Genomic DNA, 16,623 nt, shown 5'->3' with positions numbered 1-16,623 from the left:
ATAATTTTCAAAAATTTATTAGAAATTTATTTTTACATTGTACCCTTTCAGTATAAGTTGAAAGGGGTGTCAAATGAAAAAATTATTGAAGATAGGAAAGATTATATTTTTTGTGTGTATTAGCATTATTTTTCTTGGAATAGGCGCTGTATTTATATATCATAACTATCAATTAAGAATGGAATCGAAATTAATTAATAATGAAGGTGAACTTGTTAATTTCAATAATAAAAATGTGAATGTTTATAATGAGGGGAGCGGGAAGGATACGTTTGTATTTATGGCCGGATCTGGAATTGCCGCTCCTGTTTATGAATTGAAAGGCCTATATAGTAAATTTTCGAAAGAAAACAAGATTTCTGTAATTGAGAGAGCTGGTTATGGATACAGTGATGTTTTTCATGATGATAGAGATATTGATAAGATATTAGAACAAACGAGAAAAGCGCTTATTAGAAGTGGAAATAAACCTCCCTATATTTTAGTGCCACACTCTCTATCGAGTATAGAGGCTATTTATTGGGCACAAAAATACCCAAGTGAAGTAAAAGGGATTATTGCGTTAGATATTGGTTTACCTAATCAGTACGTAACTCATAAAATAGACGAGGTTGATTCATTAAGAATAAAAGGAATGAATATTTTAACGAAAATTGGTTTTCAGCGATTAGTTCCTTCTATTACTTATAATCCCGAAGTAATTCAGCAATCCTTTTTAACCGAACAGGAAAAAAATATTTATAAAGCGCTCTCATATAAACAAGCTTTTAATGATGATATGAAGCAAGAACTTTTACAAAGTTACAATAACAGTAACAAATCTAATTCCTTATCATTCCCAAAAGAAACACCAATTTTATTTATAGATGCGATTGCTAGGGAAAATAAAAACTCGAAATATACAAAGCAAAAAAACAGAGATTATGAGGAGTTTGCTAGCAAGTTATTGATAGCTGATGTGAAAAAAATTGAAAGTACACATAGTATTTATTTACACGCTCCTGATGAAATATACAAACTTGCTACGGATTTTATTAATAATAAAGTAGTGAAGAACTAAGCTATTGTTATTTTAGTGATGGAAGGTCTACATAATGAAAGAATATAACATATTAATTGTTGAAGATGATTTGATGATAGGAGATTTATTACAAAAAATTTTGCAGCGTGAGAAGTATAAAGTGTATTGGGAGAAAGAAGGAAAGAATGTTCTTGATGTAATTCATGAAATAGATTTAGTCATAATGGATGTTATGTTACCAGGTGAAGATGGTTATCAAATTACAAAGAAAATAAAAAATCTAGGATTAAATATTCCAATCATATTTCTATCAGCTCGGAATGATATGGATAGTAAACTAAAAGGTCTTATCATTGGAGAAGAATACATGATAAAACCTTTTGATCCTCGAGAATTATTGTTAAGAATTCAGAAAATGTTAGATAATCAATATGGTACTTTCACGCAAATTAAACATTTATTTATAGATGCAGAATATAAAAGGGTTTTCATTAATGGTTTGCGTGATGAAGTTGTGTTTACAGCGATTGAGCGTAAAATATTTTTCTATTTGTATGAAAATAGGGATAGAATTCTAACAAAAGAACACTTCTTTGATTACTTATGGCAACTCGAAGATAGAAATCAAAATATCATGAACGTACATATAAAGAAAATTAGGACCAAAATCGATGATAAAACAGGTAACATTATTCAGAACATATATGGAGAAGGGTATAGATTAAATACCTTTATGAAGAAATGAAATTAAAGAAGAAATATCAGTTACTACTATTCTCCGCTATTGTTAGCGTACCACTGTTATTGTTGTCGATTAGTATCTTTGTATCAGTTATTTATAATGTTGTCTTTAAAACTAAAAACAAAAACATTCCTTTTCACGAATCCTTTGCATATCCTACTATGTTAATCATATTTTTATTATCACTATTAGTATTAGCTTTTTTATTTTCAAAATCGATTAACTCATTATTAAATAAAATTAATGTATTAAATCAAACGATTCGAGATTTAGCAAGTGATAAAAAAATCCCTAATATAATAGATGTCAAAATCGATGATGAGATTGGGGAACTGATTAAATCAGTAAACTTGCTTATAGAAAGAACGACTTATCGAGAATTAGAACTACAACAACAGGAACAAATAAAAAAAGAACTATTAAATAAATTACGGCATGATATTAATACACCCTTAACTGCGGTTAGATTACAATTATATTATTTAGAAGGTGAGTACGAGGAACAAGCACCAGTACTTGAATCACTGTATGAGCAGATACAATATATAAGTAATTTAACTAACGAATTTAATATTCAATCTACAGAGACCTTAGAGAATACTTATATTGTGAACGATGAAGTGAATATACATAATTTAATAGAAAATATGATGAAAAAATGGAGCTATTTGTATAGCATTCATAAAATTGAATTAGTATATAATCCACAAGATAAAGAGTTGATATGGGATAGTAATGAGTTATGGATTCAAAGGCTATTCGATAATATTTTTCAAAATGTGCTTAAACATTCACAAGCTAAAAAACTCAAAATCATTATAGATGAAGATATTGTTTCCTTTAGAGATAATGGAATTGGCTTTGATATAAATGTCAAAGGAACGGGAATAGGATTAAAAAATATTGAAGATATATCAAAGATGTTCAATATAAAATATACTTTACAATCAAATAGTGAGGGGACGATGCTTTCTTTTAAAAACACTCAAAAAAATATATAAATTTCATTTTGAATTTCTAGTTTAAGTTTTATTAATAACGCCTATCATGTCGTTACGGAACCCAAACCTTTTTATTGAAGCAGAGGGGGATACTGCCTTTACAGATGATATATTGGAAACTTTGAAGAAATCGCGTAGGTTTTAAAAAAGGGGGAATATTTGGTCCATCACTCGATCCCATCATAAATGAGCATTTCAGCAAAGAATAAGAATTAAAAAAACGATCTTTTCTGTAGGTTCCTACAAAAAGGATCGTTTTTGTAGTTAAATTGAAATTTCAGACTAAATAAGATTGCTGTTAAAATAGAATGTTGATTTCTGCCGAGTGCTTTGGAATTTATGCAGTACTTCTGTCTTTTCGAGAAGATTTCTTTCTTCAAGTTTTGTTGCAATAAAACGATATATTACTTTTATTAGACTAGAAAAGAGCACTTCCATCTTGATAAGAAGTTTATAAATAATAAATTATTGCTGATAAGATAAATACAAATAATACATAGTTAAATATTTTCGCTGTGCCATTCATTATTTTCACTATATTACTTAATAATCCAATTGTACAAAGACTGAATATCACCATTGTGGATCCTATAAAGTCAATTGAATAACATTGATATATAGATGTTATATTTTAAACAATTTATATAAAATTACAATAATTTAATGTGAATTATTTTCGTATCAAAGGGTACACCTTTTGAAGTGGCGTGATTTCTATGAAAAACAATGTGTCAAAAAGTTGGAGATAACATTTTGAAGTAGGGGTACCTCTACATGCCCATCAACCTAGCAGAAGAGCTTGTCCCAAAAATGATAAAAACGAACTTTGTTTCTACAAAAGACATAAAACAATAAACACGTACTTCATATTTACTTTTGTTGTGGACGATAAAAAGCATCTACCAATTGATTATACTCGCTTCTTGAAATTTCTTTATTATATAGTTTAATTAATAACTCTTTATGCGCCTTCGAAAACGCTATTTTATCAATAAATTTTGGATACATACGATCATTTTCTCCCTGTCTGATAAATTATTCTGTTGAATTCCGTCTATTTCCCCTGAATATTTTAAAAAATAAACCAACAATGTTTTATGAAATATTACATATCGAAATGATTGGACATTTTATAAGCGCTTACTATTACGAAAATGACAACAACCCTTCATTTCTCCTATGAAGAGGGTGAAGCAAAAACATTAAACTATTATATTTAAAGTTTAATCTACATGAATCGACACGGAAAGACTTTTTTAGACGAAATTATACATAATTTTATGTAATTGTACATATCCAAATAAAGTAAAAATGTATTTAAAGTATCATTGGTCTTAATATCTCATGGCACTGGTGGTTCACCATTAGTTTATCGAACGATTGCTCGTCACTTGGCTCGTAACGGATTTGTTGTGGAAATGCTTGAGCATCCATTCAATAATCGAAACGACAATACAGTGGAAGGTACAGTCGATAATCTAACTATTAGGCCAAAACATATTTCTATGGCGATTGATTGGTTCTTTAATAGTGAAGATTTTACAAAGGTTTTAAAACCTGATTCTGTTTCAGTCATCGGACATTCTATGGGAGGATACACAGCATTAGCAGCATCAGGAGGAATATCAACCTCTTTCCCTTATGAGTCTTTTGATGAGAAATCTCATCTTATCAATGTTACACCTGATTACAGAATAAAATCTTTAGTTCTTTTAGCGCCAGCTTCAGTTTGGTTTAAAACAAAAGGGGCTTTGGAAGGCATAAACATCCCTATTTTGATGCTTGTTGGGGAGAAAGATCGATTTACACCTTATTTTCATGCGGAAATTATATTGAACGGGATAACTGACAGTACTGAAATTCAACATAAAATAGTTGAGAACGCAGGACATTTTTCGTTTCTTAGCCCGTTTCCAAAAGAAATGACGAATGCGTCTTTTCTTCCGTCGCAAGATCCACCTGGTTTTAATCGAGAATATTTCCATCATGAACTAAATGAAGAGATTACAGAATTCTTATTAAAGAATATACAATAATAAGAGACGTTTGATAAAGATTAGGACTATGTATCTGAAAAAACAATTGATCTATTCACAAAGCATTCTCGTTAAACAAATGGAACCATAAATTTTCTCATTTTACTTTCCTGATCCTACATGAACATGTAGAAACTGACCACTTGTTAAAGCATACTCTAGTTGAAATTTTACACTAGCATTTTGGCTACTCCGATCCAATCCTGATATGTAGAAGCAAATTCATAAAATCTTAAAATATTTTATAATACAGTGTAAAGATATGGTGAAAATAGATTGTTTACAAAGTTGGAATTTTGCTTGAAGAACAAAATTGCTGCTGAAGTAAATAGTGGTATAAATCCTTTTAAACTATACACAATAAAAATACTGAAAAGTCTTTTCGAGGGGAGTCAATGTTGTGTTTTCTATATTTAAATTTTTAAAACAAGGACGTTATTCTATAAATGATTCGGAGAACAGAAATTCAAATGTTCAGAAAGAAACTATGGGAAATCATAATATCAGCTGTGACTTATTCCAAAACACAAATGATCTTCAAAAGCTTTTTCAACAAGCTCCTGATTTGGTAATTCGTCAATTTCAACTAGTAAATAAATCAGAAGCCGCTTTGATATACTTATCTGGATTAACAGATAAACAATCTATTCATAATAATATACTGCCCCCTTTGATGCATAACCCATTTGATGTTAGTAATGGTCTACCTGTCACAATAGGAGAAATTCAAACAATCAATACTTGGAATCAAGTCGAAAATGCTATTTTTCAAGGGGATAGTATTTTATTAATTCACGGTCAAAACACAGGGTATCAACTAAATACAAAAGGATGGCCACAAAGAGATATAACAGAACCTAGAAATGAAATATCTCTAAAAGGGACGCATCAAGGGTTTGTAGAAACATCTAGTCAGAATATAGCTTTAATACGAAGATATATTCCTAATAGAGAGTTAGTATTAAAAGAGGTTTTAATTGGAAGTAGAGGGAAGACCAAAGTATCTATTTTATATTTAAGAGATGTAGCTTCTCAAGATGTACTTAAGGAATTGGAAACTAGATTTCAAAATATTAAGGTGGACTCGATTATTAATACTGGCGAAATAATTGAATTTATTGAAGATAATCCATATTCACCCTTTCCGCAGTTTATCTTGACCGAAAGACCAGATTCAACTGTATCACACATCCTTCAGGGGAGATTCGCCATTGTTGTGGATCGAAGTCCAAATGTTTTGATTGCCCCCATAAATTTCATTTCCTTCTTTCAATGGGTAGATGACTACAACACACGTTGGTTAGTATCTTCCTCTGTTCGATTACTACGTTTTATAAGTTTTTTTATAGCCTTATTGTTACCTGCAACATATGTAGCGTTTATTTCATTTAATTATGAAGTTATTCCTGTACAGCTCTATTTATCAATTGCAGAATCGAGAGAACGCGTTCCGTTTCTTCCGGTGATAGAAGCTTTACTTATGGAGATTACCTTAGAAATGATGAGAGAGGCTGCCCTTCGTTTACCCACTCCCATTAGCCAGACCGTAGGGATTGTTGGAGGTATTGTGATTGGACAAGCTGCTGTTCAAGCAGGGATTGTGAGTAATATCATGATTATTATTGTTGCTATTACAACTATAGCTTCTTCTATTGTTCCTAATTTTGAAATGGGTTTGGCAATAAGATTACTGCGTTTTCCTATGATGTTATTAGCTGCTTTATTTGGAATTGTAGGAATTATTATCGGCTGGATGACTATAATTGCACATCTTATAAGTTTAGAGTCTTTAGGTACTCCTTATGGTAGTCCTTTGTCACCTTTTCGAATATCAGGTATGAAGGACACGTTCGTTCGCTTTCCTTTGTGGTCAATGAAGAGAAAATCTAAAAATATTACGAAGAATCACAAAGAAACCAATCCTGATAAAGGGTGAAAATATGAAAAAATATGCATATAATGACATCACTGTCATGCAATACATCTTTATTATTAATGCCTCACAAGTAGGAACTGGAATTCTGTCCCTTCCAAGGGTACTTGCAGAAAAAGCTGGAACAGATAGCTGGATAGCACTATTTATTGGTTGGTTTTGCGCTATGACTGCCAGTATTTTGCTAATTCAAACAGCCAAACACTATCCAAATGATACCTTATATGAAATTCTTATTCGATTGTTTGGGAAAATCATTGGTACCATGGTAATTATTCTTTATATGATATATTTTGCTTTTTACGCATGGACAGTTCTAATTAATGGCATGCTTTATATTAAGGGCTGGCTTCTTCCAAAAACACCCGACTATATTATTTTGTTTCTATTCTCTATTCCAACCTTTTTGGTTGCACGCAATGGTGTTCGGATAATAGGTCGATACTGCGAATTATGCTTTTATATGACAATGTGGATTCCATTTTTTTTCTTCATACCATTAAAAGATAGCAATTGGTTACACTTTCTTCCAGTATTAAAGGAGGGTTGGAAACCTGTCTTTTCGGCTGTTCCGTCTACTATCTTTTCCTTTATAGGATTTGAAATTGCATTTTTTCTTTATCCTTTTTTGCAAAAAAAGCAATATGCAACGCAAGGAATTATTATAGCAAATACCTTAACATTTATATTTTATCTATTTACTATCCTTATCTGCTTTTCGTACTTCAGTCCAGATGCAATTTTAGAGTTTAATCAACCTGTACTAAACTTGCTTAAAGTTATTGAATTTCGTTTTTTAGAACGGTTTGATATGATTTTATTGGCTATTTATCTAATTGTCGTCTCTACTGCATGGATTCCTTGTGTATACGGTGCTGTATTTTGTTCTAGTCAACTAATTGGAAAACAAGATCATACTCTTCATGTAGCTATTTTATTATTGGCAGTAATTATAGTAACGTTTTGGATCCATCCCTCATGGAATGAATCTGAACTATTTCAAAAGCTTACATCGAAAGCTGGACTTGTATTAGCTTTCTTATTCCCTGTATTTTTATGGATATATAACTTAATCCACAAAAAATACTTTCGGAGGGAAGCACATTGAAGCAGAAAATATTATGCAGTGTTTTAATTCCGCTAATATTGCTCACTGGGTGTTTAGACCAAATGAATGTAGAAGATGTTACACTCACGCTTATACTGGGTTTAGATTTGGACGAAAATGATAATTTGAAAGTATACTTATCCAGTCCTGTTTTCAATAAAGAAGCCAAGATTAAAGAGGAACAATATGGTGTGAAATCTGTTACAGTGCGAAACTCTCGTGAAAAATTCGACACCATGGCTATGGCTTTGACATCGGGAAGCAAGACACAACTTATTTTGATTGGTAAGCGACTTTTAAAACAAAAGAAGTGGGCGGATTATTTAGATCCTTTTTATCGAGATCCCAAAAATACGGTTACTACAAGAATTGTTGCTGTGGATGGACCTGTTTCAGACATAATTTATTATGCTCCCAAAAATAAACCACGTCTTCCTATATATTTGGCAAAATTAATTGAGACTGCACATAGAAGAAATATTACTGTAAAAACTACTCTTCAAGATTTTCATAACCAAACAAAAGAAAAAGGAATGACGGCGAGTGTTAGCGCACTTAAAAAGAATAACAATATAAAGTTGATAGGTTCAGCATTACTTGATGAACAGAATAGATATAAGCTAACTATTACACCAAAAGAAAATTTATTATTAAGTATCTTACAGAATCACATACAGGGAGAATTTCCATTTACTATTGCCGTACCGCTACAATCTGAAAGCAAAGAAAAACATTGGTTAAGCTTTAATACTCAAAGTACCAAAGTAAAAACAAACGTACAATACAAAAATCATTTTATGTTTAATATAAATGTACATATGAGAATTTCAATTTCAGAACGACTGTTTCCTTTTAATGTTAGGAATGATGGAGAAAGATTAGAAAGAAGCATTGAAAAACAGTTAAAAAGTGATTTAGAACGTTTAATAAAGAAAATACAAAAAGCAGAAATTGATCCTATAGGATTGGGGTTGTATGCACGAGCTTATACATATAAAGATTGGAAAAGAGTCCAAAAGAAATGGGGAAAAGCATTATCGAAGGCTGATGTTAAAGTTAATGTACATGTTAAAATTGGTGGAATGGGTACAATCAAGTAACAAGAACTCAGAGTAATAATTTTTTTTAGAAACTTCCTGGGTAGCATCACATCTCCATCAGCTTAAAGGTTCATAGCGCCCTTAGAACGTAATTTTTTGTTAGTCTGTAACAAAAAAGTACATTTTTTTCTTTTTTGGGGTGTTTACTTTTCTTAAGTTGATGCGCATGGGTCACCATACCATTTCGGGGAAATTGTACGTTTAGACACAATTTGGACGCAAATTAACCGATTCCCTGTACGTTAAGGAATCGGTATTTATAATACAGGTTAAAATAAACAGCACTGTAGACTAATTGCTATGGTGTTTTAGCAGATGAAATAACCCATACTTTATATAGCTAAGGTTCATTATTTACGTCTATTTCTGTATGAACTTTAAAATGAGGGACCTCAGCCAATAGAACATAGGCAATCTTATAATCAGGTGTTACATAACCATCATAAACACGTCCATATATTTCATTCCCGATTGAGTCCGTCCATACTTCAGCTTCTCTCAATGTCTCAAATATAATGTTTTCACTATTCCATTTGATATTCATCTGAACAGCTCTATTTCTTAAATGTTTTCGATATAATATTATCAGTTTTGAGTATCTTATATTGAGAGGTACTCTATAAAGTTCTAAAATAAATTTGTAATAGATTGAAAAATTATGATCCGGGTTATCTTTTTGAGGGAGTGTATTTTTGTGAACTTGATGGAAGAAGTACATAAAACCAATACCTTCCAAACATACTAATAAAATATTTTGGAGGTGAGTTTTATGGACAAAAAAGACTTTGAAAAAGTTTATAATGATTACTTACATCAAGGAGAAGAGCAAGCTCAATTTGAAGTAGACAATGAAGGCAATTCAGGAGCAGAACAAATTGTTGCCGTTCGTAAAAATGATGATGGGGATTTAATTGCTTTTAAGACAAGTAGCGGGAGAGAGTTAGATTATATTACTGCTCTTGGTGAAGCGAAATCAGGGGAGTTAGCTCACGTGGACGTATTTCATAAGTATGGTAGAGATATTATACGTAGTGAACCTGATGGAATAAAGGAAAATAACTTAGATAATTTACCTTCATTTTAAACAGGTAAACCTCAAGAAGAGAATGTTCATTTGGATATTCTCTTCTTTGTTTTGCGAAGTTTTCCTTGCAAATAGACGGTTCATTTTTAAAGTGCGATTATACTTTTAAAGAGCACTCTAAATTTCTCTTTATCTTCTGCTGTAAATGGTTTCGGTCCCTTTGTACGCTTACCGCTTTTTCGAACCATTGCACTTAAATACCGTGTTTGTAACAATTGTTCAATGTTTTCATTCGTATACTTATAGCCTTTATGGTGTAGAACGATACAGCCTTTTGCTAAAGCGAGCGAAGCAAGACCGTAATCTTGCGTTACGATTAAATCTTCTTTTTTGGCTAATTGCATTATTCGGTAATCCGCAGCATCTGCTCCGGAATCAACATAAATTGTTTCTACACCTTTTGGTTGTTCCGCATTAGAATAATGAGAAAAGCTAGTAACGAGGGTAACGGGAATTTCTGCATTCGTAGCCTCTAAAATAATTACATCTTTTACAGGACAAGCATCTGCATCAACGTAGATCTTCATTTTATCACTCCTATGAATAGGTTCGTGTTGATAATAATGGTAGATTTTGCTTTTGTCAAACGAGACTTCTTTACATAATGTTATTTCCCACAAACCAAAATAGCCTCACGCAAACGAGAAATACCTTTTTCAATTTGATCAATATTCACTTTCCCGTAAGATAAACGAATATAACCGTCTTTAGCACCGAAAATACTACCCGGCATAAAGGCGATTTCTTGTTTTAAGCTTTGCATAATGAGTTGTTTTTCGTTTATCGGTTCGTTTAATTTTCCCCATATGTATATACCACCGGTCGGGCTTGAGAAAGAGATTTTATCGTGAAGTTGCTCGTTTAGGGCACGAACGATAATGTCTCTTTTTTCTGCAAGTTGTTTTCGTAACGGTACGATATGCGACTGAAATGGTACAGTTTCGAAAAATTGTTGTATAAGCCACTGCGGGAATATACTCATTCCTAATTCCATTTGGTGACGCGCATCTGATAATCGCTCTACGACAGACTGCGGAGCGACAAGCCAGCCAACTCGTAACCCTGGCGCAATCATTTTTGATAAGGAATGAACATAAATGACAGTTCCGTTTTCATCAATCGATTTTAAAGTAGGGCAAGGTTGTTTATTTTCTAGCGTAAGTAAACTAGACGGATCATCTTCAACGATCGCAATTCGTAAGTCTGCGCAAAGTGATAGCAGTTTTTTTCTACGGTTTGGATGAAGCATCGTTCCCGTAGGGTTTTGGAAATTTGGATTTAGAAAGATCATTTTAATACGATGCTTTCTATATAACTCTTGCACATCGTCTGGATTAATACCGTGTTCATCGACAGGTAATGGAAAAATACGAATACCTGCCGATTGGAATAACGGTAATGAATAACAGTGTGAAGGGCTTTCGAAAGCGACTGCGTCACCTGGATTTAATAAACATTGTACGATAAGGTGAAGTGCTTGTTGGGCGCCGGATGTAATCATAATCGATTGTTCGGTCGCTTCAACTTTTAAATATTCCTTCATATATTTTACTACCGCTTGTCTTAGCGGGAGATAGCCTTGCGGATGATCGTAACTTAATGACTGCGTTAACGGTTGTTCTCGTAAAATCGTTTGTAGTTGATCGTGAGGATAGAGATTACAACCGAGCTCTCCGTTTGCGAAATCTATAATGTTCTCATTTTGTTGTACTTCTGCCCGAATATGGCGAAGTAACGGTAAGTTTGGTAAGAAAGTACCACCTTCTACGAAATTTCTCCAATTCGGCGTTAATGTTGGAGAAACGCCCCACATATGTGTACTTACACGTGTACCTTTACCAGTCGTACTTTCTACAATTCCCATAGCACGTAGTTCATTATAAGCAGTCGTTACCGTACTTCGGTTTACATTTAACTGTGTAGCTAATTTCCGTTCTGAAGGGAGGAAGCTTCCTGGAGGAAGTTCTCCGTATGTAATACGTTTCTCAATAAAGTCAACTACTTGCTGATAAATTGGGATTTTACTGTCGTTATCTAGCTTCCATTCCATACAAACGCCTCCGCAAATCTTATATACATTAAGTATAACAAATTGGCTGGGTAAAAAAACAGCCAATTGGACGGTGTTATATCCAGCCAATTTTACTATGCTAAATAGGGAAGGGGAGATTCGGATGAAACGATGGCAAATGGAATGGCTCCTAGTATCAGTAGCATTAGTATGGGGAGCAAATTATACAATTGGAAAGTATGGCGTGGCATATATGTCATCCATTCAATTTAATAGTTTACGATTTTTAGTAGCATCACCGGTATTATTACTTATTACATTTTTAATGGAACGCTCATTACGTATTGAAAGAAAAGATTGGTTACGATTACTAGCAGTCGGTATCGTTGGAACGACAATGTATCAAACGATGTTTATGCTATCTGTAAAATATACTTCAGCAACGAACGCCTCATTATTAATTGCGATGTCACCTATATTTACAGGGATATTAGCAGTATTGCACAAACAAGAACGTTTTTCGATGAAAGTACAAATTGGTTCAATAGTAGCGTTTATTGGTGCAGCATTCGTTTTATTAACAGGGCATACGGGAGGAGCTACATACGAGTATGCGTGGCTCGGAAATGTAATTGGATTAGTCGCAGCAATTGCGTGGGGATGGTATCCCATTTTAGCGCAACCACTTATCACAAAATACTCCGCAATGAGAGTCACATCATGGTCTACTTTAATTGGAATTGTACCTCTCGTTATATACTGTTTATTCAACGTAAATACATTAACGTGGCCAGTAGATACGCCAAGCTGGGGATCACTAGCATATTCAATCGTCTTTGCGACAATCTTCGGACTTGCAATGTGGTATGTCGGTATTAGTAAAATCGGTTCAACGAAAGTAATGGTTTATATGTATCTCGTACCATTGTTCGCAGTTATCTTTGCAGCTGTAACAATTGGAGAGCAAATCAATATGATGCAACTTGTTGGCGGTCTTATTATCTTTATCGGTTTATATGTTGTAAAAAAAGGCGGAATCAAAAAGACAGCTCTCAATTTGAAAAAAGTAAGCTAACAGTAAAAAGGATCTCTTTCACATAGAAGGAGATCCTTTTTTATTTAGTAGTAAAAGTGCTTGTTCAACAGCCCATTTTTGATGATCATGAATTAAATGTTCTATAGCAAGCGATGGAGACATCCATTGTAAAATATGGTCTTATTCATGAACTTCAACTTCATGAATCTTCTTTTTCGGCATAAAAATATCGTGCTGCATTACCGATAGAACGATCAATTTCAATCGCCCAACCTAATTCCTCTAGTAATTCACGATGTAAACATGCTTCTTTCGTTTCCGTACTTTCCATACCGTCACCAGGTAAAAAGTAATGTTCTCCTTTTTCGATGATAGCTATTTTTGAGCAAGTATTGTTAAAAATAACCGCATAGCAACTAGGCCGTAATACATACTGGACGGTAGGGTTTTTAGAGATAAATGTCGGTTTCGAAATCATAAAACACGACCTTTCTCTATAAAATACATAAAAGGGATATTAAGGTAAATGTAGAATTATGTAAGTATAATCTTATATGAGTGGAGTGATATCAACATGATAAATCGAAAGTGTTCACGATGTAAAGAAATAACAGGTACATTGCATGGTGGTAAAAAAATTAAAGAAGAATTTCTATGTGAAGACTGTTTGCAAAAAGGAATTGCGAGTGGGGAAATCGAATTATCACAAGTGGAGCAAGAACAAACCTCGTATCTTTCTATAAAAATATTAAAAATAATGAGTGTTATTTATTTAATAGTATCTATTATAACTGCTTTTTCTGCTGGAGCACTTATACAGGATCCAGGGCTTGGTGGAATATCATTTTCAATAACAGGTGCAGTTGGTGTTATGATAATTGGGTCGATATTCCAGTCTGTTCTTGTATTTTCAGGTATTTGGGTATTCATTCTGTTAGTCGAAACGGTTATTAAAATATATGAAAAAATGAAGTGAGTGAGAGGGAGAAATACATGCGAGTAAGAAACATTCAAGGGGAAGATTATGTAAAGATTCATTCTGTATTAAATGATTGGTGGGGCGGAAGAGATATGGCTAGTATGTTGCCGAAGTTGTTTTTCGTTCACTTTCAAGAAACGAGTTTTATCATTGAAGAAGATGGCGAAATGTTAGGTTTCTTATGTGGATTCTTTTCACAAACATATAAAGATGAAGCATATGTTCATTTTATCGGTGTAAATCCGAAGTTTAGACGAAAAGGAATCGCATCGACGTTATATTCTTATTTCTTCGATAGCGCTCGTGCAAATAACCGTAAAGTTGTAAAAGCGATAACGTCACCAGTTAATAAAAAGTCAATTGAATTTCATCAAGAAATCGGGTTTCAAATTGAAGTTGGGGATGATGAAATAGAAGGTGTATCCGTACATACAAATTATGATGGGAACGGCGGGAGTAGAGTATTATTTTTAAAAAATGTGTAAAGTAGGCTGACGTAAAGTTAGCCTTTTTGTTGTGAGGAGGGATAAATATGGAGAGTTCTCAAAGTAGAAACGAGTATTTACGACGTGTTTATAAAGTGCAAGACTATATAGAATCACATATAAATGATTCACTTTCAATTGAAGATTTAGCTAATGTGGCAGGCTTTTCAAAATTTCATTTTCATAGAATTTTTAAAGGGATGATGGATGAGCCGTTATCTCGGTATGTGAATCGTTTGAAATTAGAGAGGGCAACACACCTTCTTACTTATCGTACAGATATGACGATTACAGACATTGCGTATTACTTCGGGTTCACAGATTCAGCAGTTTTCTCCCGGACATTTAAAAGTTATTACGGAGTAAGTCCGTCTCACTATAGAAATCACAATAGCAAGAATTGCAAAGACGTAAGTGAAACTTCTCAATACAATGAGTGTAAGAAGGTTCGAGGAGAGGTCGAAATTGTAACAGCGGACAAAGTAAACGTCGCATACATAAGACATGTAGGTACATATAAAGATTTAGCTATAGATTTTCCGAAAATGATAGAAAAACTATTTCATTACGCATCGGAGCAAAACTATCATGTATTTGAGGATACGAAAGTATTAACCATTTACCACGATCATCATGAATTTACTGAGGACTATCATTTAAGAACAAGTCTATGTATAACAATTCCAGATGAGTCCGCAGTAGAAACGAGCGACATTGGAATAATGGTAATACCTTCAGGCAAGTATGCGGTAGGTCATTTTGAAATATTCCAAGATGAATATAAAGGAGTATGGAATTTCTTGTACGGTGAATGGTTGCCAAATAGCGGATATAAACCGAAAGATTCGTATCCTTTCGAAGTATATAGAAATGATCCAAGGCAGCATCCCGAACATAAACATATAGTTGATATATATGTACCTATCGAACCTTTTTAATCATAGATTAAGGGGGAAGAACGATGAAAACTGCTGAACAGTTAGATTGGACTATAAAAGAAAACTATAAAAATATAAATGGTGTATTCGTTGTACAAAAAGGTAATGTTACTTTTGAAAATCATTATAATGGTTACGGTCCAGATGATGCACGTCATGTAGCATCTGTCACAAAGACGATAATCTCCGCGTTAATTGGGATATGTGTAGATAAAGGGTATATAAAGAGCGTTGATCAAAAAGTAATAGAATTTTTCCCAGAATATAATTGTAATTCATCTGAAATAACAGTACGACACCTTCTTACAATGACAGCGCCACATCCTTTCGTAGATTGGCAGGAACCGTTAGAAGAATTATGCACACAAAAGGATTGGGTGCAGTATACGTTAAATAGGGTAGGGAAAGGCGGAGAAATTGGATTTTTTAAATATTCATCTGCAGGAGCTCATTTATTATCAGCAATTATTACGAGCGCAACAGGAAAAAGTGCGCGTGAATTTGCGAATGAATACTTATTTCAGCCGCTTGGCATGAGAGAAATTCCAAACTACAATATGAAATCTTTTGAATTCGATGACTTATTCGGAAAAGATGTGAAAGGATGGGTTCACGATCCAAATGGTATTTCGACGGGCGGCTGGGGACTAACGTTAACAGTTAAAGATATGGCTAAGTTTGGACAGATGTATTTGAATGAAGGTATTCATAATGGAAAGGAAATTCTTTCAAAATCGTGGGTACAAGAATCAATAGCGATGAATTCAAATCAATACGGTTACTTATGGTGGTTACGAGAAGAAGATGGGGTCTTTTCATACTGTGCCATGGGTGATGGTGGGAATATGATTTGTTGTATTCCAGAGAAGGAATTGGTGGTGGCGATTGCTTCAGAGATTATACCGGAAGCACATGATAGATGGAGATTAATCAAAGAGTGTATATTTCCTTATTTAAAAGTTTTACAAAAGTTACAATAGGAGAAATAGTTATACTTGCTATGTTCTACATAATTGAAATAAGTGCTGTGAGAACGGAGTCGTTCAATTAAAATTAGAAAACTTCAACACCTATACGATTATTGAATAATTGAAAGGTGTTGAAGTACTTAATGAGCTAATTAAGGTACATTAAACTGAAACACTTTTT

17 protein-coding genes and 2 pseudogenes are annotated in these 16,623 nt (G+C 33.3%); 13 read left to right on the top strand and 6 right to left on the bottom strand.

What is annotated here, in order from left to right; all coding sequences use genetic code 11:
- The first annotated feature begins 73 nt into the window (after positions 1-73).
- The 3 genes from MHH59_RS15345 to MHH59_RS15335 are packed head-to-tail and all read left to right on the top strand — an operon-like array spanning position 74 to position 2,764.
- The gene (locus MHH59_RS15345) at positions 74-1,060 is read left to right on the top strand and encodes an alpha/beta fold hydrolase (protein ID WP_340851685.1); all 987 of its coding nucleotides are present in this window, start codon (positions 74-76) and stop codon (positions 1,058-1,060) included.
- A 34-nt stretch (positions 1,061-1,094) separates the two neighbouring features.
- The gene (locus MHH59_RS15340; RefSeq protein WP_003190126.1) at positions 1,095-1,766 is read left to right on the top strand and encodes a response regulator transcription factor; all 672 of its coding nucleotides are present in this window, start codon (positions 1,095-1,097) and stop codon (positions 1,764-1,766) included.
- On the top strand, positions 1,763-2,764 hold the full coding sequence (locus MHH59_RS15335) for a sensor histidine kinase (RefSeq protein WP_340851683.1): 1,002 nt from the start codon (positions 1,763-1,765) through the stop codon (positions 2,762-2,764). The genes MHH59_RS15340 and MHH59_RS15335 overlap by 4 nt, the downstream gene beginning before the upstream one ends.
- 870 nt (positions 2,765-3,634) lie before the next feature.
- Here the strand turns inward: MHH59_RS15335 and MHH59_RS15330 are convergent.
- A complete protein-coding gene (locus tag MHH59_RS15330; RefSeq protein WP_000283272.1) occupies positions 3,635-3,772 on the bottom strand; it encodes a hypothetical protein in 138 nt (45 codons plus the stop codon).
- 320 nt (positions 3,773-4,092) lie between these two features.
- Here MHH59_RS15330 and MHH59_RS15325 point away from each other — a divergent pair, with 320 nt between their 5' ends.
- On the top strand, positions 4,093-4,800 hold the full coding sequence (locus tag MHH59_RS15325) for an alpha/beta hydrolase family protein (RefSeq protein WP_016127200.1): 708 nt from the start codon (positions 4,093-4,095) through the stop codon (positions 4,798-4,800).
- A 105-nt stretch (positions 4,801-4,905) separates the two neighbouring features.
- On the opposite strand, the pseudogene MHH59_RS30855 reads toward MHH59_RS15325, so the two are convergent.
- Positions 4,906-5,131, bottom strand: a pseudogene (locus MHH59_RS30855) (IS4 family transposase); the annotation flags it as partial.
- Positions 5,132-5,200: 69 nt separating this feature from the next.
- Between MHH59_RS30855 and MHH59_RS15320 the strand changes: the two are divergent.
- Genes MHH59_RS15320 through MHH59_RS15310 form a run of 3 tightly spaced genes read left to right on the top strand, consistent with a single transcriptional unit; the run spans position 5,201 to position 8,941 of the window.
- Positions 5,201-6,736 carry a spore germination protein gene (locus MHH59_RS15320; protein ID WP_002120381.1) on the top strand — a complete coding sequence of 512 codons (1,536 nt, stop codon included), beginning with the start codon at positions 5,201-5,203 and terminating at the stop codon, positions 6,734-6,736.
- A 4-nt stretch (positions 6,737-6,740) separates the two neighbouring features.
- On the top strand, positions 6,741-7,841 hold the full coding sequence (locus MHH59_RS15315) for a GerAB/ArcD/ProY family transporter (RefSeq protein ID WP_002120379.1): 1,101 nt from the start codon (positions 6,741-6,743) through the stop codon (positions 7,839-7,841).
- A complete protein-coding gene (locus MHH59_RS15310) occupies positions 7,838-8,941 on the top strand; it encodes a Ger(x)C family spore germination protein (RefSeq protein WP_002168107.1) in 1,104 nt (367 codons plus the stop codon). The genes MHH59_RS15315 and MHH59_RS15310 overlap by 4 nt, the downstream gene beginning before the upstream one ends.
- Before the next feature lie 340 nt (positions 8,942-9,281).
- Here the strand turns inward: MHH59_RS15310 and MHH59_RS15305 are convergent, their stop codons facing one another.
- Entirely contained in the window at positions 9,282-9,479 is a 198-nt protein-coding gene (locus MHH59_RS15305) for a hypothetical protein (RefSeq protein ID WP_033712249.1), read from the bottom strand.
- Between the two features lie 231 nt (positions 9,480-9,710).
- Here MHH59_RS15305 and MHH59_RS15300 point away from each other — a divergent pair, with 231 nt between their 5' ends.
- Positions 9,711-10,025: a DUF3892 domain-containing protein gene (locus MHH59_RS15300; protein ID WP_002185513.1), complete on the top strand. Its 315-nt coding sequence runs from the start codon at positions 9,711-9,713 to the stop codon at positions 10,023-10,025.
- A gap of 86 nt (positions 10,026-10,111) precedes the next feature.
- Here MHH59_RS15300 and MHH59_RS15295 read toward each other — a convergent pair whose 3' ends face one another.
- Positions 10,112-10,552 (bottom strand): YaiI/YqxD family protein, encoded by a 441-nt coding sequence (locus MHH59_RS15295; RefSeq protein ID WP_002127967.1) that lies wholly within the window; start codon positions 10,550-10,552, stop codon positions 10,112-10,114.
- A gap of 80 nt (positions 10,553-10,632) precedes the next feature.
- The gene (gene pdxR, locus MHH59_RS15290; RefSeq protein WP_002168109.1) at positions 10,633-12,075 is read right to left on the bottom strand and encodes a MocR-like pyridoxine biosynthesis transcription factor PdxR; all 1,443 of its coding nucleotides are present in this window, start codon (positions 12,073-12,075) and stop codon (positions 10,633-10,635) included.
- Between the two features lie 124 nt (positions 12,076-12,199).
- Between pdxR and MHH59_RS15285 the strand changes: the two genes are divergently transcribed.
- Positions 12,200-13,111, top strand: a complete 912-nt coding sequence (locus MHH59_RS15285; protein WP_002120365.1) for a DMT family transporter — start codon at positions 12,200-12,202, stop codon at positions 13,109-13,111.
- An 18-nt stretch (positions 13,112-13,129) separates the two neighbouring features.
- Here the strand turns inward: MHH59_RS15285 and MHH59_RS15280 are convergent.
- A pseudogene (locus tag MHH59_RS15280) lies at positions 13,130-13,550 on the bottom strand (NUDIX domain-containing protein).
- Between the two features lie 96 nt (positions 13,551-13,646).
- On the opposite strand from MHH59_RS15280, the gene MHH59_RS15275 reads away from it, so the two are divergent.
- The 4 genes from MHH59_RS15275 to MHH59_RS15260 are packed head-to-tail and all read left to right on the top strand — an operon-like array spanning position 13,647 to position 16,454.
- Entirely contained in the window at positions 13,647-14,048 is a 402-nt protein-coding gene (locus MHH59_RS15275; protein ID WP_002013574.1) for a DUF3980 domain-containing protein, read from the top strand.
- Positions 14,049-14,065: 17 nt separating this feature from the next.
- Positions 14,066-14,536 (top strand): GNAT family N-acetyltransferase, encoded by a 471-nt coding sequence (locus MHH59_RS15270; protein ID WP_002013573.1) that lies wholly within the window; start codon positions 14,066-14,068, stop codon positions 14,534-14,536.
- 47 nt (positions 14,537-14,583) lie between these two features.
- Entirely contained in the window at positions 14,584-15,474 is an 891-nt protein-coding gene (locus MHH59_RS15265) for an AraC family transcriptional regulator (protein WP_002013572.1), read from the top strand.
- A 23-nt stretch (positions 15,475-15,497) separates the two neighbouring features.
- A complete protein-coding gene (locus tag MHH59_RS15260; RefSeq protein ID WP_002013570.1) occupies positions 15,498-16,454 on the top strand; it encodes a serine hydrolase domain-containing protein in 957 nt (318 codons plus the stop codon).
- Positions 16,455-16,623: the final 169 nt, after the last annotated feature.

It is taken from the genome of Bacillus sp. FSL E2-0195, from assembly GCF_038003645.1.
GTDB classification, from domain to species: Bacteria; Bacillota; Bacilli; order Bacillales; family Bacillaceae_G; genus Bacillus_A; species Bacillus_A mycoides.
Note: the sequence above shows the minus strand (reverse complement) of the source record. Positions and strands in the feature narration are given on the sequence as shown.